The sequence below is a fragment of the Agrococcus jejuensis genome, from assembly GCF_007679035.1.
In the GTDB taxonomy this organism is placed as follows: Bacteria; Actinomycetota; Actinomycetes; order Actinomycetales; family Microbacteriaceae; genus Agrococcus; species Agrococcus jejuensis_A.
In genome coordinates this window covers 196470-218381 of the sequence record NZ_VEFR01000004.1, presented here as the reverse complement: position 1 = coordinate 218381, position 21912 = coordinate 196470, and the positions used below count along the sequence as shown (strand labels likewise).

15 protein-coding genes are annotated in these 21912 nt (G+C 69.1%); 13 read left to right on the top strand and 2 right to left on the bottom strand.

What is annotated here, in order from left to right; translation table 11 throughout:
* Positions 1-168 precede the first annotated feature (168 nt).
* Positions 169-5115, top strand: coding sequence for a choice-of-anchor G family protein (locus tag FS793_RS13300; protein ID WP_144721101.1), 4947 nt, complete (start codon positions 169-171; stop codon positions 5113-5115).
* 82 nt (positions 5116-5197) lie between these two features.
* Here the strand turns inward: FS793_RS13300 and FS793_RS13295 are convergent, their stop codons facing one another.
* On the bottom strand, positions 5198-5692 hold the full coding sequence (locus FS793_RS13295; protein ID WP_144721099.1) for a DUF427 domain-containing protein: 495 nt from the start codon (positions 5690-5692) through the stop codon (positions 5198-5200).
* A gap of 395 nt (positions 5693-6087) precedes the next feature.
* On the opposite strand from FS793_RS13295, the gene FS793_RS13290 reads away from it, so the two are divergent.
* From FS793_RS13290 to FS793_RS13265, 6 genes are all read left to right on the top strand, one after another.
* A complete protein-coding gene (locus FS793_RS13290) occupies positions 6088-6855 on the top strand; it encodes a DUF998 domain-containing protein (protein ID WP_186329521.1) in 768 nt (255 codons plus the stop codon).
* 33 nt (positions 6856-6888) lie between these two features.
* Positions 6889-7500 carry an SDR family NAD(P)-dependent oxidoreductase gene (locus tag FS793_RS13285; protein WP_144721095.1) on the top strand — a complete coding sequence of 204 codons (612 nt, stop codon included), beginning with the start codon at positions 6889-6891 and terminating at the stop codon, positions 7498-7500.
* 113 nt (positions 7501-7613) lie between these two features.
* Positions 7614-8957, top strand: a complete 1344-nt coding sequence (locus tag FS793_RS13280) for a DNA cytosine methyltransferase (RefSeq protein ID WP_144721093.1) — start codon at positions 7614-7616, stop codon at positions 8955-8957.
* 13 nt (positions 8958-8970) lie between these two features.
* Entirely contained in the window at positions 8971-11259 is a 2289-nt protein-coding gene (locus tag FS793_RS13275; protein ID WP_144721091.1) for a DUF262 domain-containing protein, read from the top strand.
* Positions 11259-14036, top strand: coding sequence for a Z1 domain-containing protein (locus tag FS793_RS13270; RefSeq protein WP_144721089.1), 2778 nt, complete (start codon positions 11259-11261; stop codon positions 14034-14036). The genes FS793_RS13275 and FS793_RS13270 overlap by 1 nt, the downstream gene beginning before the upstream one ends.
* Positions 14029-15087 (top strand): PD-(D/E)XK motif protein, encoded by a 1059-nt coding sequence (locus FS793_RS13265; protein ID WP_186329520.1) that lies wholly within the window; start codon positions 14029-14031, stop codon positions 15085-15087. Before FS793_RS13270 ends, FS793_RS13265 begins: the two co-directional genes overlap by 8 nt.
* Here FS793_RS13265 and FS793_RS13260 read toward each other — a convergent pair.
* On the bottom strand, positions 15026-15481 hold the full coding sequence (locus FS793_RS13260; protein ID WP_144721085.1) for a very short patch repair endonuclease: 456 nt from the start codon (positions 15479-15481) through the stop codon (positions 15026-15028). The two genes, FS793_RS13265 and FS793_RS13260, sit on opposite strands and share 62 nt — an antisense overlap.
* Positions 15482-15534: 53 nt before the next feature.
* Between FS793_RS13260 and FS793_RS13255 the strand changes: the two genes are divergently transcribed.
* The 6 genes from FS793_RS13255 (at position 15535) to FS793_RS13230 (ending at position 21835) form a co-directional block, all read left to right on the top strand.
* On the top strand, positions 15535-16050 hold the full coding sequence (locus tag FS793_RS13255) for a nuclease-related domain-containing protein (RefSeq protein WP_186329519.1): 516 nt from the start codon (positions 15535-15537) through the stop codon (positions 16048-16050).
* Positions 16043-17245, top strand: coding sequence for an ATP-binding domain-containing protein (locus FS793_RS13250; protein WP_144721081.1), 1203 nt, complete (start codon positions 16043-16045; stop codon positions 17243-17245). Before FS793_RS13255 ends, FS793_RS13250 begins: the two co-directional genes overlap by 8 nt.
* A 156-nt stretch (positions 17246-17401) precedes the next feature.
* The gene (locus tag FS793_RS13245) at positions 17402-18871 is read left to right on the top strand and encodes a sensor histidine kinase (RefSeq protein WP_144721079.1); all 1470 of its coding nucleotides are present in this window, start codon (positions 17402-17404) and stop codon (positions 18869-18871) included.
* Positions 18868-19548, top strand: coding sequence for a response regulator (locus FS793_RS13240; RefSeq protein ID WP_144721077.1), 681 nt, complete (start codon positions 18868-18870; stop codon positions 19546-19548). Before FS793_RS13245 ends, FS793_RS13240 begins: the two co-directional genes overlap by 4 nt.
* Before the next feature lie 290 nt (positions 19549-19838).
* Entirely contained in the window at positions 19839-20723 is an 885-nt protein-coding gene (locus FS793_RS13235) for an ABC transporter ATP-binding protein (protein WP_144721075.1), read from the top strand.
* Positions 20720-21835 carry an ABC transporter permease gene (locus tag FS793_RS13230; protein ID WP_144721073.1) on the top strand — a complete coding sequence of 372 codons (1116 nt, stop codon included), beginning with the start codon at positions 20720-20722 and terminating at the stop codon, positions 21833-21835. The genes FS793_RS13235 and FS793_RS13230 overlap by 4 nt, the downstream gene beginning before the upstream one ends.
* Positions 21836-21912: the final 77 nt, after the last annotated feature.

The following is a 21912-nucleotide window of genomic DNA, read 5'->3' as shown; positions in this document are numbered from 1 at the left end:
CGCCCGCTGCGCGTGGGTCTCGGCGAGATGGTCCGGGAAGACACCTCATCCGTACGAAGTGGCGGAATATACACCCGTCGGCTGACTGCTCCGCATCTATCCCCAGGTGGCCCGTCGGGGTACGTTGCTGGCTGAGGACACCTCATTCGTCTGCCACAGGGGGCACCTATGCGACGCACAGCAGCATGGAAGCCGATCGCGGGGGTCGCTGCGGCGACCATCGCGATCGCAGGATTCGGGGTCGCTCCGGCGACCGCCGCGCCGGGGGATCCATCCCAGGCGCTCGCGGAGGTGCTGCGCGCGCAGCTGATCGACACGGGGCTCGTCCAGGCCGGCTCGGCCTACGCGGCGAATCCCGGCGGCCCCTCGACCCAGGCCGACGACCTCGACGTCGCGCTGCTCGACGGCGACGTCTCGCTCGTCACGGGCGGGCTGCAGCTGCCGCTGCTCGCCGAGGGAGCGACGCCCGGCCTGCTGGACCTCGGCCAGGCCGGCGTGCTGTCGAGCTACGCCAGCACGCCGAGCGCGACCTCGGCCGTCGCCGCCTCCGGACTCATCACCGATGACGGCGCCATCGCCTTCGACGTCGACGAGGAGCCGCCGACCGCGAGCACCGCGAGCCTCGACGCCACGGCACTGCTGTCGCAGCTCGAGGTCACCGGCCTCACCGACGCGATCGTCGACGAGCTCGGCCTCACCGTCGGCGCCGTCGCATCGCGCGTGGAGGACACCGGCACCGGTGCGGCGAGCGACTACCGCGTCGCCGACCTGACGCTCGACCTGCACAGCGACCTGGTGGCCGGCCTGTCGACCGAGCTCGAGTCGTCGCTCACCGATGAGCTCGCTCCGTCGCTGCAGACCACGCTGAACGGCGTCGTCGGCACCGGAGGCGCCCTCACGACGATCCTCGGAGCGCTCAACCTGAACCTCGGCATCGCGCAGCTCGGGCTGGGCACGCCGACGGCCTCGATCACGCTCGCCGACCTGTCGACGGTCGTCGACACGGCGCTCTCGGGCCCGGGCGCGATCCTCGTCTCCGACGACGAGTCGGTCACGGTGAACCTCACCGACGGCACGGTGACGGTCGACCTGGCGCAGCTGGTCAACCCGGGTGGCACGGGCCTCAACGGGCTCGACCCGAACACCGAGGTGCTCGACGCCGACACGATCGCCCTCATCACCGACGGCATCGCGAACGCGCTCGGCAAGGTCGTGACGCCGCTCACGAACGCGATCGGCGACGTCGTGGACGACTCGGTCGTCGACATCACGATCCCGATCACCGCCAACGTGATCGGGCCCGTCGCGAGCGGATCGATCAGCATCCAGGGCACGATCACCGAGCTCATCACCGCGACGCCCGCCACTGCTCCCGCTCTGGTGGACGTGAACCTCACGGCTCTCGGCGTCATCAACCTCGACGCGCTGACCGACGCGGTCGTCTCGCTCGTCGTCGGCAGCGTCGTCCCGCCCCTCGGCACCGCCCTCACCGGCGTGCTGAACGCCAGCGACACGACCGTGAGCACCGCTCTCGAGGCGGTCGTCGACGGCCTGCTCGACGTGCTCGACCCCGTGCTCGCGGGCGTGGTCGACCAGGTCGCGAGCATCACCATCAACGCGCAGCCGACCCTCCTCGGTCAGCCGGCGGACATCGACGAGGACGGGGCCTTCACGGTCCGTGCGCTCGAGGTGACCCTGCTGCCCGACCTCGGTACGTCCGCGCTGCTCTCGCTGCCGTTCGCCTCGTCGACGGTCGTCCTGCAGGACGTCGCCGCCGCCGGCACGCTCGTGGTCGACCCCGACCGCGCGCACCCGGGCGACACCGTCGACCTCTCCGGCGACGGCTGGGACCCCGAGGGCGGCGACGTCGTCGTGACGTTCCGCGACGCCAACGGCACCCAGGTGGGAGCTCCCGTCACGCTGCCCGTCGCCGACGGCGCCATCAGCGGCACCTTCACGGTGCCCGCGGGCACCGCAGCCGGTCAGCTCACGGCAACCGCCGTGCAGGGCGAGGCATCGACCACCGACGGACTCGAGGTCGTGGCCGCACCGGTCATCATCGTCGACCCCGACCCGGTCGACCCCGGCGACACCATCACCATCACGGGCTCCGGCTTCCTCTGCGGCCCCGTCACCGTCACGATCCTCGACGGCGACACCGTGCTCGAGACGATCGAGGACGTCGCGGTCGCCACGGACGGCACGTGGTCGACGACCTACCTCGTGCCGGCGGACATCGATGTGACGAGCCTCACGATCCGCGCCGAGGGCCAGGGCACGTGCGACGAGGACGGTGAGACGCCTGTCGACGTCGACCTGCCCGAGTCGCTCGACCTGACGCCCGTCGAGGTGCGCGCCGGCGACGACGTCGCGATCGCCGGCGATGGATGGGCTGCAGGCACCGTGACGGTCACGTTCACGAACGCCGGTGGCCAGGTCGGCTCGCCCGTCCCCGTGACGGTCGCCGCCGATGGCGTGCTCGACGGCTCCTTCGAGGTGCCGACCGGCACCGCGGCTGGCGTCCTCACCGGCACCGCCGTGCAGGGCGACGACAGCGAGACCGACACCGTGACGGTGTTCGGCGACGCGACCGTCGCCGTCGACCCGACGAGCACCCGCGCCGGCGGCGTCGTGGACGTCACCGGCACCGGCTGGCTCCCGAGCGGCGGCGACGTCGTCGTGACGGTCACCGACGCGGACGACGAGGTCGTGACCACGGTCACGATCCCCGAGGCCGAGATCGGCGACGACGGCAGCATCGCGGACGAGTTCACGGTCCCGGTCGGCACCGAGCCCGGCTCCCTGACGGTCACGGCCGTGCAGGGCGACGTGGATGCGGCGACGTCGCTGACCGTCGTGCCCGAGCCGTCGGTCACGGTCACGCCGGACACGGCGCGTCCGCTCGACCAGGTCGCGGTCGGCGGCGGCGGCTGGGGCCCCGGCATCGTCACGGTGGTGTTCACCGACGAGGACGACCAGCCCGTGGGCGACCCGCTGGAGCTCACGTCCGTCGATGGCGTGATCTCGGGCTCGTTCACCGTCCCCGAGGGCACCGAGCCCGGCACCCTCACGGCCACGGCCACGCAGGGCACCGACGTCGACACCGCCGAGCTCGAGGTCACCCTCGCGCCCACGGTGACGGCGACCCCCGCGCAGGTGCACGGTGGCGACGCCGTGACGATCGGCGGCCCCGGCTGGGGCACCGACCCGGTCGTGGTGACCATCACCGACGGCACGACCGTGATCGGCACGCCGCTCACGCTCACCCCCATCGGGGGCGTCATCGCCGGCACGTACCCGATCCCGGACGGCACCGACCCGGCGGACCTCACGGTCACCGCCGACGACGGCACCGACGAGGCCACGGCTCCGGTCGAGGTCGTCGCCGACGCCGTCGTGGTCGCCGACCCCGACCCGGTCGACCCGGGCGACGCGGTGACCATCACGGGCACCGGCTTCCTCTGCGGCCCCGTCGACGTGGTCATCACGTCGGGCTCGACGACCCTCGTCACGTTCACGAACGTGCCGGTGGTCGACAACGAGTGGACGCAGACCTGGACCGTGCCGGCCGGCATCGCCGTCGACTCGGTGACGATCACGGCCACCACGGCCGCGACGGCTCCGTGCGACGACGAGGCGGAGACCGAGCTCGAGATCGACCTCGACGAGACGCTCGCCGCGACCCCGGCGACCGTCGAGCGGGGCGGCGTCGTGACGGTGAGCGGCACCGGCTGGTCCGACGGCATCGTGAGCATCATCGCTCGCGCGCCGGGCGGCGCCATCGTCGGGTCGTTCACGGCCACGTCGGCGGATGCGACGTTCTCGACGCCGTTCACCGTGCCGGCCGGCACGCCGCTGGGCACGCTGACCTTCACGGCGGTGCAGGGATCCGCGACCGAGACCGCCTCGGTCACGGTCGTGCAGATCCCGACGGGTCCGGCGACGCTCATCGCGTCGCCGAGCACCGTCGAGCCCGGTGACGACGTCGCCATCGACGGCCTCGGTTGGGACCCGACCGGTCCCGCCGTGTCGGTGACGATCGTCGACGAGGACGGGGCCGTGGTCGGCTCCTTCCCCGTCGCGGTGCTGCCCGACGGTCGACTCGCCACGGGCACCTACACGGTGCCTGCGGGGATCGACGCCCCGCAGACGCTGACGGCGACGGGTGTGCAGGGCTCGCGCTCGGCATCCGACACCATCGGCGTGCGTGAGGCCAACCTGCCGGTCATCCGCCTCGCGGGTCCGCAGCGCTGGGAGACCAGCGTCGAGATCTCGCGCGACGCCTACCCGTTCGGAGCATCGGTGGTCTACCTCGCCAGCGGCGAGAACTTCCCCGACGCCCTGTCGGCGGCGCCTGCCGCGGCCCAGGAGAGCGCACCGCTGCTGCTGACGCAGCGCGATGCACTGCCCTCGGCCGTCGCACAGGAGCTCGACCGCCTCGACCCCGACGTCGTCGTGGTCGTGGGAGGCCCGGCGGCCATCTCGGAGTCGGTCGCGAGCGCAGCCGGGCAGTACGCCGGCCAGCTCGTGCGGGCAGGCGGTGCGAACCGGTACGAGACGTCGGTGCTCATCACCGATCGCGCGTTCGGCTCGGCGGACGAGGCGTTCATCGCGAGCGGGGCGAACTTCCCCGACGCGCTGACCGCCGGCGCCGCCGCAGGCGCCGCGGGCTCGCCGCTGCTGCTCACCTACGGCTCGACCCCGAGCGCCCAGCTGCTCTCGCAGCTCGACGACCTCGGCGTCGAGGGCGTGCGGATCGCCGGCGGCCCCGTCGCCGTGGCGAGCTCGCAGGAGGCGGGCTTCACCGCAGCAGGGTTCGACGTGATCGAGCGCTACGCGGGTGCGAACCGGTACGAGACGGGCACGCTCGTCGCACAGGACTCGTTCGCGGGCCCTGCCGACCGCATCTACGTGGCGACCGGCGAGCGCTTCCCCGACGCGCTCGCGGGCTCGGCGGTGGCAGCGGCGCAGAACGTGCCGGTGTACGTGTCGCCGTCCACGTGCCTGTGGGGCACCATCCCCTCCGAGATCGACCGACTGGACGGCCCGCAGGTCGTGCTGCTCGGTGGCCCGGTGGCGCTGAACGAGGACGTGTTCGCGCTGCGGACCTGCTGATCGCAGGAGGATGACGCGGGGGTGCGGGCTTCGGCCCGCACCCCTTCGTCATGCGCGGGGGCTGCCGGCGCGTGGCGCGGGGCTACCAGCCCATCGACCCCGGTCCGCCCTTGAACGGGCCCACGACCTTCGACGTGATCCAGCCGCCGTAGAAGCCGCCGTCCTGCGGCACGACCTCCTCGCCGTCGACCGTGCAGACGAGCGGGGCGCCGGGCATGACCGCCCAGTGGTCGCGGATGCGCTCGAAGCCGGGGCTGGGGGTCGGGTAGGTCCAGGCGGCGCGCGCGACGGAGTGGCCGAGCGCGCGCACGTCGGCGTAGCTCGCGCGGCCCTTCCACTCGCACATGCTCGCGCCGGCGGCGGGCACGAGCGCGCCGGGCGCGAACGCATCGGCAGGCAGGTAGTAGGTCGGCGGATGGCTCGTCTCGAGCACGCGCAGCGCGTCGTCGGTCTGCGCGACGATCGTGCCGGCGAGGCGCACGACGATGTGCACGCCGGCGTCCTCGAGTCGGGGTGGACGCGGGTAGTCCCAGACGGACTCCTGGCCGGGCTTCGGTGGGATGGGCTCGGGACGCATGCCCCCTACCTTCCTCCTCGAGGCCGTCCGCGGCCAGTGCCCGGGGCATGGGATGTGGATGTGCGAGGCTCCCCGCTGGCCGCGTCGCTGCCGTGACCGTTGCGAGGTGGACTTCTCGTTGCGAGGTGGACTTCTCGTTGCGAGGTGGACTTCTCGAGTTGAGGTGCGGCGCGAGCCGCACCTCAACTCGAGAGCCGCACCTCACGACAGGTTCGGCGCGCCGATGACCGCTGTGAGGTGCGCTTGCTGCAGCCAGGTGCGGTTGCAACGGCACCTCACTGCAGCAAGCGCACCTCGCAACCGAGGGCCTCCCTTCGCGACGGGCGCCGTGCCCGCACCGCGTGCCCGCCCCGCATCCCGCATCCCGCGTCCGCTGCGCGTGCCAGGCTGGTCGGGTGACCGCATCCGCGCCCGACCTCACCGACCGCCGCCTCGCTCGAGGGGGCATCGCGCTCGTGGCGACGGCGCAGTACCTCATCGCCGAGCAGGTGGTGTCGGCGGCGTGGACCTCGGCGCCGTACTCGTTCGGCGACAACTACATCTCCGACCTCGGCGTGCCCGAGTGCCTCGTGCTCGACGACCGGGTCGTCTGCTCGCCGCAGTGGCTGCTCATGAATGCGGCGTTCGTGCTGCAGGGCCTGATCGTGCTCGTCGCGGTATGGCAGCTCGCGTGGCTGCTGCCGCGTGCGTGGCGCTGGGCTGCGACGGCGCTGGGCGTCGTGCACGGCGTGGGGATGCTGCTGGTCGGCACGTTCCCGGGCTCGATCGCCGAGGACCTCGGCGGCGACGCGACGCGTGCGGCGATCCACGGCATCGGCGCCTCCCTCGCGATCGGCGGCGGGCTCGTGTGGATGCTCGTCGCCGGGATCGGGATGCTCGTGCGGCGCTGGCGAGGCGTCGGCATCCTGTCGCTCGTCCTCGTCGTGATCGGCGCCGTCGGCATGGTGGGCCTCCTGCTGCTGCCGTCGACGCCGGGCGCCGACCTCGGGCTGGGCGTGGGCGGCATCGAGCGGCTCGCGGTCTACCCGATCATCGCGTGGCTGATCCTCATGGGCCTGTCGGCCGTGCTCGTGCACCGCGGGGCGCTGCGGCAGCAGCAATGGGAGCGGCTGCGCGACGAGGACGAGGCCGCCGCCCGCACGGCGCTCGACGCGAAGGACTGAGCGAGTCGCTGCGCGGTTCGGCAGACTGAGGGGATGCGGATCCTCATCGCCGGAGCGTCCAGCGCCCTCGGCCGCGCCACCGCGAGCGCGGCGCGTGCTGCCGGCCACCATGTCATCGCGGTCGGCTCGTCGGCCGAGCGGCTGGAGCCGGTCGACGCCGACGAGCGGCTGGTCTGCGATCTGACGTCGTTGGCTTCTGTCGAGTCGCTCGCTGCGTCGGTCGGGCAGGTGGATGCGCTCGTGCACCTCGTGGGCGGCTGGCGCGGCGGCGGCGGCCTGGCGGGCCAGTCGGACGAGGACTGGACCTGGCTCGAGCAGCGCGTCGTCGGCACGCTGCGCAACACGACGCGCGCGTTCGAGTCGGCGCTGGGCGCGTCGGAGGCGGGCCGCGTCGTGATCATCTCGACGACAGGCCTGGCGAAGCCGACGGCGGGCAATGCCTCGTACGTCTCTCTGAAGGCAGCGGCCGAGACCTGGCTCGCGGCGGTCGGCCACGCCCTGCGCGCGACTCCGGCGACGACGCACGTCATCCGAGTGAAGGCGCTCGTCTCGGCGGCCGACCGCGAGGCCGAGCCCGACCGCACCTTCGACGGCTACTCGGACGTGGACGACGTGGCGCGCGAGATCCTGGGGTTGATGCATTGACCACGCATCGCAACACCGTGTCATGGCGGCGCGCCTAGCCGGTGTTGTCAGCGGCCCGCTCGACAATGTGAGGACGCGTCACTCGCGAGACGCATTGGCCGGAGGATCGATCGATGAACCAGCAAGGCGCTGCCTTCACGTACGTGGACCTGTTCGCAGGCATCGGCGGCTTTGCAGCGGCCCTCGATGCCTTGGGCGGCAAGTGCGTCAAGGCCGTGGAGATCGATGCACGTGCGGCCGCGGTCTACAAGCTGAATCACGGCATCGACCCGTACGGCGACATCACGGAGATTGCGAACGAGGAAGTCGTCGACGTCCCCGACCACGATGTCCTGACAGCCGGCTTTCCCTGCCAGCCCTTCTCGAAGTCGGGCGCCCAGCGCGGCATGGACGAGACGCGCGGAACGCTCTTCTGGAATATCCTCCGAATCTTGAGGGCCAAGACGCCGAAGGTCGTCATCCTCGAGAACGTCCGGAACCTTGCTGGCCCCAGACACGCGCATGAATGGGATGTCATCATTCGCTCTCTTCGCCGAGAGGGCTATCACGTCTCATCGAAGCCAGCGATCTTCTCGCCGCACCTGCTGAAGGTCGTCGATGGCGGCGCCCCCCAGATCAGGGAGCGAGTCTTCATCACCGCGACATACTGGCCAGAGCGTGCACACCTCGAGCCGGAGGCTCTGAAGTCCGATCGCCGCGGCGACGAGTGGCGACTGACGGATGAACTTCCGTTGGACCCTCGAGACTCGATCCCGGGTTACGGCCTCACCCACGACGAAACTACGTGGATTCAGGCCTGGGACGAATTCCGTGAGCGAGTCGTCAATGAGATGAGGCGCCGCAGCACGAACGGGCGCATTGACGAACAGCGACTTCCAGGATTCCCAATCTGGGCGGATGCCTGGCAACGCGATCGTCGCTTCACAGAGCGCGACATTCCGCCGGGGACGCCCGCGTGGAAGGCGAACTTCCTTCGTAAGAACGCATCGCTCTATGCCGACTACTCGGAGGTCATCGACGATTGGCTCGCTGATTGGGACGTGTTCTCCTTCCCCACTTCCCGGCGAAAGCTGGAGTGGCAAGCGCAGGGTGACAGGTCACTCTGGAAATGCGCCATTCAACTCCGTCCCTCGGGGATCCGCGTCAAGCGGATGACTCACTTGCCTGCGCTGGTGGCCATCACGCAGACCCCCATCCTTGGGCCGAAGCGGCGCCGATTGACCGTCGGTGAAGCAGCGCGACTCCAAAGTCTTCCCGCCAGTTATGACTTCGGCGATCAACCTCGGTCGGCCAGCTTGAAGCAACTTGGAAACGGTGTCAACGTCGGCGTCGTCCAGCACGTCCTGCAAAAGCACCTCGACCGTGACGCTACGAGGATCGCGCGCTGGCCACAGCTCGAAGCCCTCCGTGGCAAGCCGTACACGGCATGGCGTGCCGAAGAGCACTCGATGGCGTAGGAGCGAACCGCAGGTGGCTTTCGATCTCGCTTACGTGGACGGGCGCGCCACTGGGGCGCGTCCGTACGCTGCAGCACGATCGAAGGCAGTCGCGACCGCACGCATGTACTACTTGGGAAACCGTGTGGCCGAACCGCTGGGCCCCGGCAGCAAGGAGAAGAAGTCGAGCCTTGTTGCTCTCGGGTCATTCGCAGAACTCGATCTCTCCGATGTCGCGGGCAAGGTCGAGTGCGGCCGAAGGATCGCGGAGTTCGCCGGTGTCCTCTGGGACTCGGACTGCTATTCGGCGGGCGACACCATCACGCTGATCGGCATGAACCGTCTTCTGGACGGCGTGCTGCATTGGCACATACGGTCCGGGCGACAGCCCGTCCGTTCGCTCATCAGAGACCTCATCTCTGTGAACCCCGCACCGAAGTGGGACGACGATCTGGAGGACGAAGTGCCGACCGACATTGGCGAACTCGAGAACAACATTGCCGAGCTCCTCGCAGACCTCAGTGGAGACGGTCCAGTGCCTGAAGGCGTAGCCCCGGTAGCCGTCGGGATCGAACGCGACGACGTCCGCGTCCACGACGGTTCGTGGCGGACTGCACTTGCACGCGTCGAGGGATGGCTTCACCTCACGGCTGAGATAGACACTCGTGACGACGACGCGTTCGACGAGTCCCTCGCCGCGCTCCTGCTGCTCGACGACGGCTGGACGAACGAGGATTTGTTCGAGCGCCTGCAGTATCGACTCGAGCGAGCCACAGATCTGCGGTCGCGGTTCATGGACGAACTCGAGGGGGAGAGCGAGGGCGAGGCGACCGCGGCGACGGCAACTGCCAACTGGGTGTCATCGTGGGAGGAGTCCGACGATGCCAACGAGGGCGAGGATTCTGGGCCGATTCGAGCCCTGGCCAACGTCTGGCCGATCCTTGAGTTCCAGAGCAAGGCACTCCAGGGCGAACTAGAACTGAGCCCGTCCTACCAACGCGCCGACGTCTGGCCCACTCGGGACGCTCAGCAGCTGATCGAATCAATCCTTCGAGGGATCCCTCTGCCCTCCGTCATCATCCTCGAACGCAATACCGAGGATGGCGGTCAGTACGAGATCGTCGATGGCAAGCAGCGACTGACTTCGATCTTGAGATTTATCGGGCTGCATCCGCGAGCTCTGGAAGTCGTGAGGCAGAAGGCTCACGAGTGGGGTGTCGCCGACCTGGAGGCAACTTTCCGCTCCAACTACCCTGAATTCAAGAAGCTTTGGAAGTTGAACGAACGCGAGTCACTCTCGCAGGGCATCGAGAGAGAGCACTTCTTCCCCTTCGTACTCCGTTCGACGGGTCAACCGATGCCCTTGAACGGCGAACTCGAGCAGTTGAGAGGCAAGTACTACTCGCAGATCAAGGACATCGCCATCGATGTCGTCAACGCCAAGCGCAAGATCTCCACCATCTTCGAGCAGATGTCCGAGTACCGGATCCCCGTCATCATCTATCAGCAAGCTTCAACGAAGCAGGTCCATGAGGTCTTCGCCCTCTACAACCGACAAGGCAAGCATCTGAACGCTGAGGAGATTCGGAATGCCACGTTCCACGAGCTCGACTTGATGCGTGCACTCCTCGTCACCGCCGGTGACTCAAAGAACGTCGCGAGGGTTGCCCCCTTCCTTGAGGCCGACTGGGCTGACCTGGAGAGCACTGGTGAGCAGCTCGCCGGATACGGATTCCCCGACGCCGGATACAAGCGCACCAAGGTGTTGTCCTGGGTTGCTTCCTCCCTGCTGTTCGAGCCAGAGGGAGGGACGAAGATCTCTGCGATGGCTACCAGCAAGCACATCAACCTCTTCCTCGGAGCGGTCGAAGCCGCTCGACCCGGAGCCATCTACTACCCTCTTCGCGATCGGCGTAAAGTCACAGACCTGATGCTCTTGCTGGACCATGCGGTCGACGCCCATGCAGCCCTCGGGGACGAGCCCTGGGCCGAGCAGTTCCATAGGGAGAACTCCAAGTGGCAGGAGCTCCAGCTGGTCGCCGCCCTGATCGCCTTCGCTGTAGCCGCCCACGTCTACATGGACGACGTCAATGACGTCGTCGAAGACGCGCTCGACGAGATCACTACTCGATCTGCTGATTGGGTCCGCCCTCCGAAGACGCAGTCACGCGAGCAATGGAAGTTCATCAGCCGTGTCGTCGCCGAACTGTTGGAAATCCTCGGCGTCGAGATCGATGTTGCCGACCAAGCCCTTCGGAAGTCCTTCGGTTCGAGTGGCTTGAGACTTCTCATCGATCTCACCGAGCGCGCAGACGACGACTGATGACGCTCGAGTTCGGTGAGTCTCGCCTTCATCTCGAGCTTCCTCAGACCTGGGCGGGCGTGTATGCGGAGTCACTCGCTCGGTCGGGTCTGAGCCAGGTCAGCCGTCAAGTGGTCGAAGCCGACGCCCTCGCGATCGCAATGACGGCGGCACCAGACCCGAGCGACTCCCGATGGGACGCGACACGAATTCGGACAGGCGTCGTCATGGGCGCCGTGCAGTCCGGGAAGACCGCGTCGATGCTTGCCGTGGCGGCCCATGCCATGGACGCCGGAGTCAACGTTCTCGTGCTGCTCGCGGGGACGAGGACCACGCTCTGGCTACAGACGCTCGAGCGACTCAAGGCGCAGCTCGACACCGCCCCCGAGCCGGGCAAACGGCGACTTCTAGCGCCAACCTTTGACTTCTCGAGGGCGAACCTCGTGACCGGCACTCCGCATCACCTGTATCGCCTCAACCGCGCGCATGTGGCGCGAGTGCTCGGCAAGGGACGCCCGTTGATGTTGGTCGTGATGAAGCAGGTCGATCACATCTCTCACGCGAGCAGCGCCTTGCACGATGTCGTGTTCCCGGAGGCCGCGAAGGTCGGCGTGAAGGTCCGGATGATCGTGATCGACGACGAGGCCGACGACTCGTCGATCTCCGGGAGCGAATCGGCAGCTACGGCGCGCGAGTTGCAATCGATGAAGCAGGTGCCGCGACGCATCCTGGATCTGTGGGAGGACCGACAGAGGCCGGGCGAGTCCGTAGCCGAGCACGTGTTCGCCACCTACGTGGGCTACACGGCAACCCCACAGGCCAACTTCCTCCAGGATCCGCAGAACCCGCTCGCTCCAAGGGACTTCGTCGCAAGCCTTCGCACGCCCGGTCCTTCTGGCGCCCTGGAACCTCGGGCGCTGACGTACCGAGTGCCGGAAGGCGTCGATGGTTGGTACACAGGGTCTGACGTCTACTACCGCGACCTGGCGGACGAGATCCTCGTCGTCCGCGATGACGAGGGCGACGAGGGCGCTCAAGGTGCCGAGGACGAGCCTGAGGAGACGATCGATCGCGATGCCATCGCCGATGCGACGAGGGCCTATCTCGTCGCCGCCTCTATTCGGCTGCTCCGCCAACCCGGGAGGCTGGGCCCAGAGACTGCGCGCAGTCGATCGTTCGACACGGCGCGAGAGGCCGAGCAGTTGGCTTGCAAGCCCAGCAGCATGCTCATCCATCCGTCTTCGGCGAAGCAGGATCACTTCGCCGTCGCTGAGGCTGTGCGACTTTGGTGGCGAGGGGCAAACGGTGCGGGCGATGATGCATCGGGCGTGCTCGCCGACATCGACGAGCGGCCCGAGGCTTGGAAGGCGTGGCTCGACTCCTATGCGAACTCCGCAGATGCGGTGTTCGAACGCTTCGAGAAGAAGCAGCCGACGACGACGAGACGAGCCATCCCCGAGTGGGACGGGGTACGACGAGTCATCATCGAAGAGCTCGTGCCCAGTACTCGCATCGCGGTGGTGAACAGCGACCCGAACGCCGACGATCGGCCGCGCTTCAATCCCGTTCGCGCAGAGGTCGGATGGTCGGCTGCGCCAGACCTCTCGACGATCTTCGTGTCGGGAAACGTCATGGCTCGAGGACTGACGCTCGAGGGTCTGCTCACCACGCTATTTACGCGCGACTCGAAAGCTCCGCTCGCAGATACGCAGATGCAGATGCAACGGTGGTTCGGCTACCGGGGTAGCTACATCGACCTTGTTCGCGTCTTCCTATCCGAGCGTCAACGAAGCCTGTTCGCCGCCTACGGCGACACTGACCACGCACTCCGCGAGCAGGTCCTGGCCGCGATGAATCAGTCGGAGGCGGGGCTTCCAGACTTCACGGTGCTCCAAGGCGAGGCGTTCCAGGCAACCGGCAAGGTCGGCGGCGTTCGCAGCCTTCCGCTGTCGCCAGGGCGACGGCCGTTCGTTCGGCACTTGAGTGGCGCAGGCGACGACGAGGCGAATCTCGCGGTCGTGTCCGACCATTTCCGCGACGCACTGGAGCGACAGGATCTGGTTGAGACCCGGCGTGGCCTCATCGATCGCGAGACCTTCTCCATGGATAAGGTCGCCGACCTGCTCGACTCGCTGCGCTACTCCGACCACTTCGCGCTACCGGCAGAGCGACGGAGGTGGTCGACCTACGGCCGGTTGGCCGGCATCGCGCCTCCGCCCGAGCTGTACCGTGCACCTGAGCTCGACGGGACAAGCCTCGACCTCGGCAACAGCTCGCCATACACGATTGCCGCCTATCTGCGGTTCTGGTCCGCCTCGCTCGATCACCATGTCCGCGGCCTCTACACCGACGAGGACGTTCCGCGTCAGTGGAGCCTGCTCGACCTGCAGGCGAAGCGAGCGGCTCAGCCTCGCTTCCGGATCGGACTTCGATTCGGCACCGGCGACGAGGTCTCGGAGGGGCCGCTGGACTCGCTGGCTGCTCGACTCCAGGTGCCCGTGCGCTCCATGAAGCGTGATGTGGGACCGAACGGCCTGGTCGCCGCCTGGGGCTCGCGGGGCGCTACGGCCGACGGATATCGCAGCGATGATCTCTTCGACGTGCAGGTCCTCGGTCTCGAGCCGACGCTGATGCCCGATGGCACTCGCGCCACCGGAGAGGCTGGTCTCGTGCTGTTCCACCTCATCGACGACGGAAGCGGTCGCGGGAGCATCGCGGTCGGCCTGAGCATCCCTGCCGGCGGCCCCGATTTCATCCACGCGACGACTTCGAGCCGATGGGATGACGCCGGTGCGTGACTCGACGTATGAGGAACTCCGAAACGCGATTCGATCGGTAGAGCCCGATGGGGACGCCAACTCGCGGAGCGTCCGCTGGCTCGAGGCATCACGATCCCTTGCCATCGCTCGCGATCACCAAGGTCGCATCGAGCTCTTCCTCCTCGGTGAGGAGCTCGCCACCGAGTCGCTTCGAGTACGAGAGCACCTCGTCTTCGACCGCTGGAACTCGCGCGAGGATGGTGTCGTCCTCGCCAATCGCATCGTCCTCTCGTCGGGCGATGAGTACGATGCGGCGGCGGCCCTCATCTGCGTCGAGCTGCTCGACCGAGGGTTCGCCGACGATCAGCAAGGCGCCTTCACGAGCGCTGAACCCGTCATCGAGATGGTGCTCGCCGAGGTGCAGAGCGCCAGCGAACTGGTGACGGGACTCGCTGGCGAGCTCCAGACGCTCGTGAATCTGCTCGATGCGGCCGACTCCGCCGAGACTGACACGATCCTCGATGGATGGCACGGTTGGGACCGATCGACACGGGACTTCCAGCTTGGGCCGGTCGGAGTCGAGGTCAAGACGACCACGACGGGTGCGAGCATCCACAGCATCGAGGGCTGGCAACAGATCGAGTGCGGCATCGCGGCGGACGGGCAGGTCGAGACCTCGTTGAGGCTACTTTCGATGGGCATCCGATGGCTTCCGCACGAGGGCGAGCTGGGTCTGACCATTGAGACGTTGGTGCAACGTGTCCTTGACTACGTCCAACCTCAGCACCGTGGCGAGTTCATCGACCGAGTGAGGGGCTTCGCAGGCGCTTCCTTCGAGATCGAGCTCGATGGGAGATGCGGGGACCCTGCCCTGCGCCGTCCGTTCATGCCAGTGTTCGAGCGACTCTATGACTTCGGCGACGAGCGCATCCGAGTCCTCCGCTCCGAGGATCTCGCGCATCTCAGCCACGTCCAGATCGACTCGGTCCGCTTCGCGGTGCAACTCCCCGAGAAGGTTCGGGGCGACGTTAATCCGGTGTCGAACCTGGACGCGATCGCGCCCTTCCTGCTTGCCCTGATGCGCGAGTGATCACAGACGAGATCGCGTCAGCGACTGCCGCTGGGCGCTCGTGCTCCCAGAACCGGAGCACGACCCACCCGAGATCCTCGAGCGCCTCGGTCGACTTCCGATCTCGCTCGACGTTCCGATCGAGCTTGGGCTTCCAGTAGTCGGAGTTCGCCTTCGGCTCGGTGCCATGGGTCGGGCATCGGTGCCAGAAGCAGCCGTCGATGTAGATGGCGACGCGTTGCTTGGTGAAGAAGATGTCAGGCCGCGACCGCACGGTGGGCTCGACCTGCAGGTCGACGCGGAAGCGCAGACCGCGCGCGTGCAGCAGGCGCCTCACTGCGATCTCGGGCGACGTATCCCTACGTCGGTTGGCCCGCATGATGCGTCGCGAGTTCTCGCTCGAAGCCCACGACATGCAGCGCATGCTTCTCGCGACACCCTGTCACCCGTTGGTCGTAGCCTGACCTGGTGACCACCCTCATCCCCAGCACCTGCCCGGCGGACGCGCCACTGGGCGAACAGGCGCTGTTCGCCGCGCTGCGCGATGCCCCGGGCTCCGACGGCTGGGTCGCCTTCCACGGGCTGCCGATCGTGCAGCACGCGAAGCAGATCGAGGGTGAGGCCGACTTCGTCGTGCTCGTGCCCGGCGAGGGCGTTCTCGTGATCGAGGTGAAGTCGCACCGGAGCGTCGAGCTCGACGAGCGCAACGAGTGGGTGCTCGGCGGCAAGCGGCAGCAGCGGTCGCCGATCACGCAGGCGCGCGACAACATGCGTAGCGTCGAGGCTGCGGCGCAAGGGAGAGCGCGTCGCGTTCCCGATCGCATCCGTCGTCTGGTTCACGCACATCGGCGGCGAGCGTCTCGCGGGCATCCCGACGCGCATCGACCTCGACCCGGGCGAGCTGCTCAGCCGCGCCGATCGGCAGCCGCAGCGCCTCGACGGCGCAGTCGTCGCCGCGCTCCGCAGGCAGCGAGCCATGCTTGAGCACCGCGGCGTCTCGATGTACGCCGACGCCCCGAACGTCGACGAGCTGCAAGCCGTGCGCCACGCACTCATGCCCGCGTTCCGCATCGTCGCCGGGCCGACGGATCGGCGTGAGGCGCGCGCCGAGAGCATCCGGCTGGCGACCGAGCGTCAGGAGCACATCCTCGAGATTGTCGAGGACAACGACCGCATCCTCGTGCTCGGACCTGCCGGAACAGGCAAGACCAATCTCGCCATCCGAGCCGCACGTCGGCTCGCGAACCGCGACGAGCGCGTGCTCGTCACGTGCTTCAACGAACGCCTCGAAGGCGTGCTCGACGCCACCCTCGCACGCCACGACGGGGTCTCTGTCGCCCGGGCGCACCGCGTGATGCTCGACCTCGCCGGCCTCGACGCACCGGAGCATGCGAGCGACGAGTGGTGGAACGAGGTGCTGCCGCGCGAGACGCTCGCCGTCACAGGGGCCGACGGCTTCCAGCCTCCGTACACGGCCCTCGTCGTCGACGAGGCGCAGGACCTCTCGAGGCCTCTCGTGCTCGACGTGCTCGACTCGGTCGTCGAGGGCGGACTCGCCACAAGCCGCAGCCTCATCGCCGGCGACTTCGAGCGCCAGGACATCTTCCGCCGCTCCGACACGACCGCCGCCGGCCTCGCCCGCGTGCGCGAGCGGATCCCGCACTCCACGATCGCCCGGCTCGTCGACAACGCCCGCGCCGCACCCGCGCTCGCGGAGCTCGTCGAGGCGCTCACCGGCGACGAGCTGTTCCGCGATCGACTGCGAGCGGACGATGGACGCGGCAAGGTCGTGTCGTACGCCGACGAGGCAGAGCAGCAGGAGCTGCTCGCCCTCGCCGTGTCGACGCTCGTCGACGACGGCTATCGGCTCGACGAGATCCTCGTGCTCGCACCGAAGCGCGACTCGGCAGCCGCGCGCGCCACGGATCCTTGGTTGCGCGAGCGGCTCGCACCTGCGGGAGCCGCGGCGATCGTGCCGAACCGCATCCGATGGGGCACCGTGCACGCGTGCAAGGGGCTCGAGTCGCCCGCCGTGATCCTCACGGATGTCGATCCCGCACGACCACGTGGCGAGGAGCTGCTGTACGTCGGGGCGACGCGGGCGACCGATCGCCTGTTCGTGCTGACCGTCGATCCGGCGCTCGTGGAGCGGGTGGAGGCGGCCGAGACGGGCGCGTAGATCGGCTCCTTTCGAGGCTCGCTTCGCTCGCACCTCAAGGAGCGTTCGGGAGAGCCACCGCACGGTGGTGGGAGGAACGGGCGCGCCACGTTTCGGTCTCCACACTCCCCCGCACGACTGAGGCGCCTCCCACCGGCCCCGCCTACCCTGGAGCGCATGCCCGCCACGCGTCGTCGCCCCACGAAGGCCGAGCTGCGCAACGACGTCATCGTCGCCGCCGTGCTCGGGCTCGTCAGCGCCGTGGTCGGCGTGCTCAGCTCGGTCGCGCAGTACATGATCGTGCGCGGCGACGTGCCCGCGTGGGCGTTCGTGCTCACCTCGCTCGCGATGGCCGCGCCGCTCGCCGTGCGCCGCATCTGGCCGTGGTTGCCGGCGGTCCTCTCCTCGGGCCTCTACATCGTCTTCGGGGAGCTCGGCATCGTCGAGCTCACGATCTCGCAGGTCATCATGTTCCTCGCGGTCTACTCCGTCGGCGCATGGGATCCGAATCGTCGCCGGGCGTTCTGGGTGCGCGTCGTCGTCGTGGTCGTGATGGCCATCTGGCTCGGCTGGGCGTTCTTCACGATGCTCACCACCGAACCCGCGACGACCGCGGTCATCGCCCAGATGCTCATCCTCACCGTCATCAACGTCGCCTACTTCGGTGGCGCGTGGATCTTCGGCGACCGCGCGTACACGCGGGCGCTCGAGCAGGAGGAGCTCGAGGATGCGCACGCCGAGATCGTCGCCCAGCGCGACCAGCTCGCCGAGCAGGCCGTGTCGCTCGAGCGCGTGCGCATCGCGCGCGAGCTGCACGACGTCGTCGCGCACCACGTCTCCGCCATGGGCGTGCAGGCCGGCGCCGCGCGCCGCACGCTGCGCACCGACGCCGACCGCGCCGAGCGTGCGCTGCGCCACGTCGAGCAGTCCGCGCGCGACGCGATCGCCGAGCTGCGCACCATGGTCGTCGCCCTGCGCAGCGACGGCGACGGCGACGGCCCGATGCCGACGCTCGCCGACGTGGATGGGCTGCTCGCGACCGCGCAGGATGCGGGCCAGATCGTCGACTACCGGGTCGTGGGCGAGCCGTCGGCCGTGTCGCCGATGGCTGAGCTGACGCTCGTGCGCGTGCTGCAGGAGTCGCTCACGAACGCGCGCAAGCACGCCGGTCCGACGGCGCACGTCGACGCGCGGCTGCGCTATCGCGGCGACGTGGTGGAGGTCGAGGTGTCCGACGACGGCCACGGCGCCCCCAAGCGCGCGCTCGGCACCGGCATGGGTCTCACCGGCATGCGCGAGCGAGTCGCCGCCGTCGGAGGCACGCTGGAGGCGGGCGCGCGCCCGACCGGCGGATGGCTCGTGCGGGCGACGCTGCCGACGCGCATCGTCGCCGCGGCGACGGCAGAGGCGGATGCGTCGACGCCCACCGCCGGCAGCCACGCTGCCGCGTCGATCGCCGCCTCCATCGCCGCCGACCGCGCCGACGAGGAGCGCGCGCTGCTCGACGCCGGTGCCGCCTCGCCCACGGACGAGGGCGAGCGAGAGCGCCCTGTGGCCCCGGACGCGACCGCTGCCGCCACCGAGGCAGACGACGCAGCCGGCGTCGACCCCACCCCGCATCCCGCAGCCACGAGGAGCTCCGAGTGACCCGCATCCTGCTCGTCGACGACCAGTCGCTCGTGCGCGTCGGCTTCCGCACCATCCTCGAGACCGAGCCCGGGTTCGAGGTCGTGGGCGAGGCCGCCGACGGACGCGACGCCGTCACCAAGGCGAAGGAGCTGCGCCCCGACGTCATCTGCATGGACGTGCAGATGCCCGTGCTCGACGGCCTTGCCGCGACGCGCGAGATCTGCGAGGGCGACTCGGGCGCCTCCGTGCTCATGCTCACGACCTTCGACCGCGACGACTTCCTCTTCGAGGCGCTGCGTGCCGGCGCCTCCGGCTTCCTGCTGAAGACGGCCGAGCCCGAGCACCTCATCGACGCCATCCACGCGCTCGCCCGCGGCGATGCGCTGCTCGCGCCCGCGGTCACGCGCCGCGTCATCGAGCGCTTCGCGACGCCCGACGGCACGACGACCTTGCCCGAGGCCGCCGAGCTCGACACCCTCACCGAGCGCGAGCGCGAGACCCTCATGCTGCTCGCCCGCGGCCACTCCAACGGCGAGATCGCCGAGCGCCTCTACGTCGGCGAGGCCACGGTGAAGACGCACGTGTCGAACGTGCTCATGAAGCTCGGCATCCGCGACCGCATCCACGCCGTCATCTGGGCGTACGAGCACGGCGTCGTGCAGGCCGGCACCGGATCGGTGCCCACGGTCGAGTGACGACCGCCGCCGGATCCGCGGCTGAGCGCGTCGTCGAGGGCGCATTCCACCCGGACCGCCGTCAGGGCGCGGATTCGGCGGCGAGCACGAGCCGAGCGCCGGTGGCATGTGCACGTGAGGGAGCCTTCGACACGCTGAGCGCATCCAGCGGCTCGATTCGCGCACATCTCACCGACGCTCGACCAGCTCGCCAGCGACCGGCAGCGGCCCCGACCTCACCCGCTCGGCGGAGCCGCGACTCCACCCCGCGCCGGATCCGCGGCACGACGCACGCACGTAGCGTCGGAGGCATGATCCAGCTGCGAGGCATCGACAGGACGTTCGGCACGACCCAGGTGCTGCACGACGTGTCCTTCGACATCCATCCCGGCCGCATGACGGGCTTCGTCGGCGCGAACGGCGCCGGCAAGACCACGACGATGCGCATCCTGCTCGGCGTGCTCGAGCCGAGCGCCGGCACCGTCGAGGTCGACGGTGCACCCATGTCGGCCGACTACCGCGCGCGCATCGGCTACATGCCCGAGGAGCGCGGCCTGTACCCGAAGATGCCGATCGACGACCAGCTCGTCTACCTCGCGCGTCTGCACGGCCTCGACGCGAAGCTCGCAAGGCGCCGCGCGCTCGACCTGCTCGAGCGGCTCGGCCTCGGCGACCGCCACCACGACACGCTCGAGTCGCTGAGCCTCGGCAACCAGCAGCGTGCGCAGATCGCCGCGGCGCTCGTGCACGACCCCGCGGCGCTCGTGCTCGACGAGCCGTTCTCGGGCCTCGACCCCATGGCCGTCGAGGTCACGCTCGAGGTGCTGCGCGACGTCGCCCGCACCGGCGCCCCCGTGCTGTTCTCGAGCCACCAGCTCGACGTCGTCGAGCGGCTGTGCGACGAGCTCGTCATCATCGGCGACGGCCGCGTACGCGCCGCCGGCACGCGCGAGGACATCCGCGCCGCGCACACCTCCCCCGAGTGGCGGCTCGTCACGACGGGCGACGCCGGCTGGGTGCGGGATGCCGTGGGCGTCGAGGTCGTCGACCTCGCCGGCGGCGAGGTGCGCTTCACCGCCACCGACGAGGCCGCCGCCGACCGCGTGCTGAGCCAGGCCGTCGAGCGCGGCGGCGTGCGCGCCTTCTCCCCCGTCACCCGTCCGCTGACCGAGATCTTCCAGGAGGTCGTGCGATGAGCACCGCATCCCCCACCGGCCACGTCCACGCCGCGAGCCGCGTGCCGTTCTGGCGCGCCGTCGGCATCGTCGCGCAGCGCGAGATCATGGTGAACCTGCGCTCGAAGGCGTACCTCATCTCGGCGGCGATCGTGCTGCTCGGTGCCCTCGCGGCGGTGATCTTCTCGTCGGTCGGCCCGCAGCTGTTCCAGTCGACGACGACCGTCGCGGTCGTCGCCCAGACCGAGCAGGCCGTCTCGAGCCTGCCCGACACCGAGGTGACGGTCGTCGACGACGCCGACGAGGCACGCGACCTCGTGGCCGCCGAGGAGGTCGACGCGGCGGTGCTGCCGGGCGATGGCCCCTCGGGCATCCTCGTCATCGGCGAGCGCGAGGCTCCCGAGGGGCTCATCGGGGCGCTGTCGCTGTCGCCGGAGGTCGAGCTGCTCGACCCGTCGGCACCGAACCCCGGCATCCTCTACCTCATCAGCCTCGGCTTCGGGCTCGTGTTCATGATGGCGTCCATGTCCTTCGGCTACGGCATCGCGGGATCCGTCGTCGAGGAGAAGCAGACGCGCATCGTCGAGATCCTGCTGGCATCCGTGCCCGCCAAGGCGCTGCTCGCGGGCAAGATCATCGGCAACTCGCTGCTGGCGTTCGTGCAGATCGCGCTCATCGCCGCCGTGGTGCTCATCGGCGGTGCCGTGACCGACAACTCGGTGATCGTGGATGGACTCGGCACGCCGATCGCGTGGTTCGTGCTGCTGTTCACCGTCGGGTTCGTGCTCATGGCGTCGCTGTTCGCGGCGGCGGCGGCCATGGTGTCGAGGTCGGAGGACCTGGGCTCGACGACGACGCCGATCATGATGCTCGTGATGCTGCCCTACTTCGCGATCATCTTCTTCAACTCGAACCCGGTCGCACTGCAGATCATGTCGTACGTGCCGTTCTCGGCGCCGGTCGCGGTGCCGATGCGCGCCTACCTCGGTGCGATGGAGTGGTGGGAGGGGCTGCTGTCGTTCGGCATCGTGCTGGCGGCGACGGCGCTCGTCGTGACGTTCGCGGGCCGCGTCTACGAGCGGTCGCTGCTGCGCACGGGCAAGCCGGTGAAGCTGCGCGAGGCGCTGCGCTGACCCAGCCCACACACCCTTCTGAGGTTTTCGGCCCTTTCTGACATCAGAAAGGGCCGAGAACCTCAGAACGTTCGGTC

What these genes read in the sequence shown, in the direction of transcription:
- FS793_RS13230 (WP_144721073.1), top strand. Translation starts at nt 20,720, where the DNA reads ATGAGCACCGCATCCCCCACCGGCCACGTCCACGCCGCGAGCCGCGTG.
- FS793_RS13285 (WP_144721095.1), top strand. Translation starts at nt 6,889, where the DNA reads ATGCGGATCCTCATCGCCGGAGCGTCCAGCGCCCTCGGCCGCGCCACC.
- FS793_RS13245 (WP_144721079.1), top strand. Translation starts at nt 17,402, where the DNA reads ATGCCCGCCACGCGTCGTCGCCCCACGAAGGCCGAGCTGCGCAACGAC.
- FS793_RS13260 (WP_144721085.1), bottom strand. Translation starts at nt 15,481, where the DNA reads ATGTCGTGGGCTTCGAGCGAGAACTCGCGACGCATCATGCGGGCCAAC.
- FS793_RS13300 (WP_144721101.1), top strand. Translation starts at nt 169, where the DNA reads ATGCGACGCACAGCAGCATGGAAGCCGATCGCGGGGGTCGCTGCGGCG.
- FS793_RS13270 (WP_144721089.1), top strand. Translation starts at nt 11,259, where the DNA reads ATGACGCTCGAGTTCGGTGAGTCTCGCCTTCATCTCGAGCTTCCTCAG.
- FS793_RS13235 (WP_144721075.1), top strand. Translation starts at nt 19,839, where the DNA reads ATGATCCAGCTGCGAGGCATCGACAGGACGTTCGGCACGACCCAGGTG.
- FS793_RS13280 (WP_144721093.1), top strand. Translation starts at nt 7,614, where the DNA reads ATGAACCAGCAAGGCGCTGCCTTCACGTACGTGGACCTGTTCGCAGGC.
- FS793_RS13250 (WP_144721081.1), top strand. Translation starts at nt 16,043, where the DNA reads ATGCTTGAGCACCGCGGCGTCTCGATGTACGCCGACGCCCCGAACGTC.
- FS793_RS13295 (WP_144721099.1), bottom strand. Translation starts at nt 5,692, where the DNA reads ATGCGTCCCGAGCCCATCCCACCGAAGCCCGGCCAGGAGTCCGTCTGG.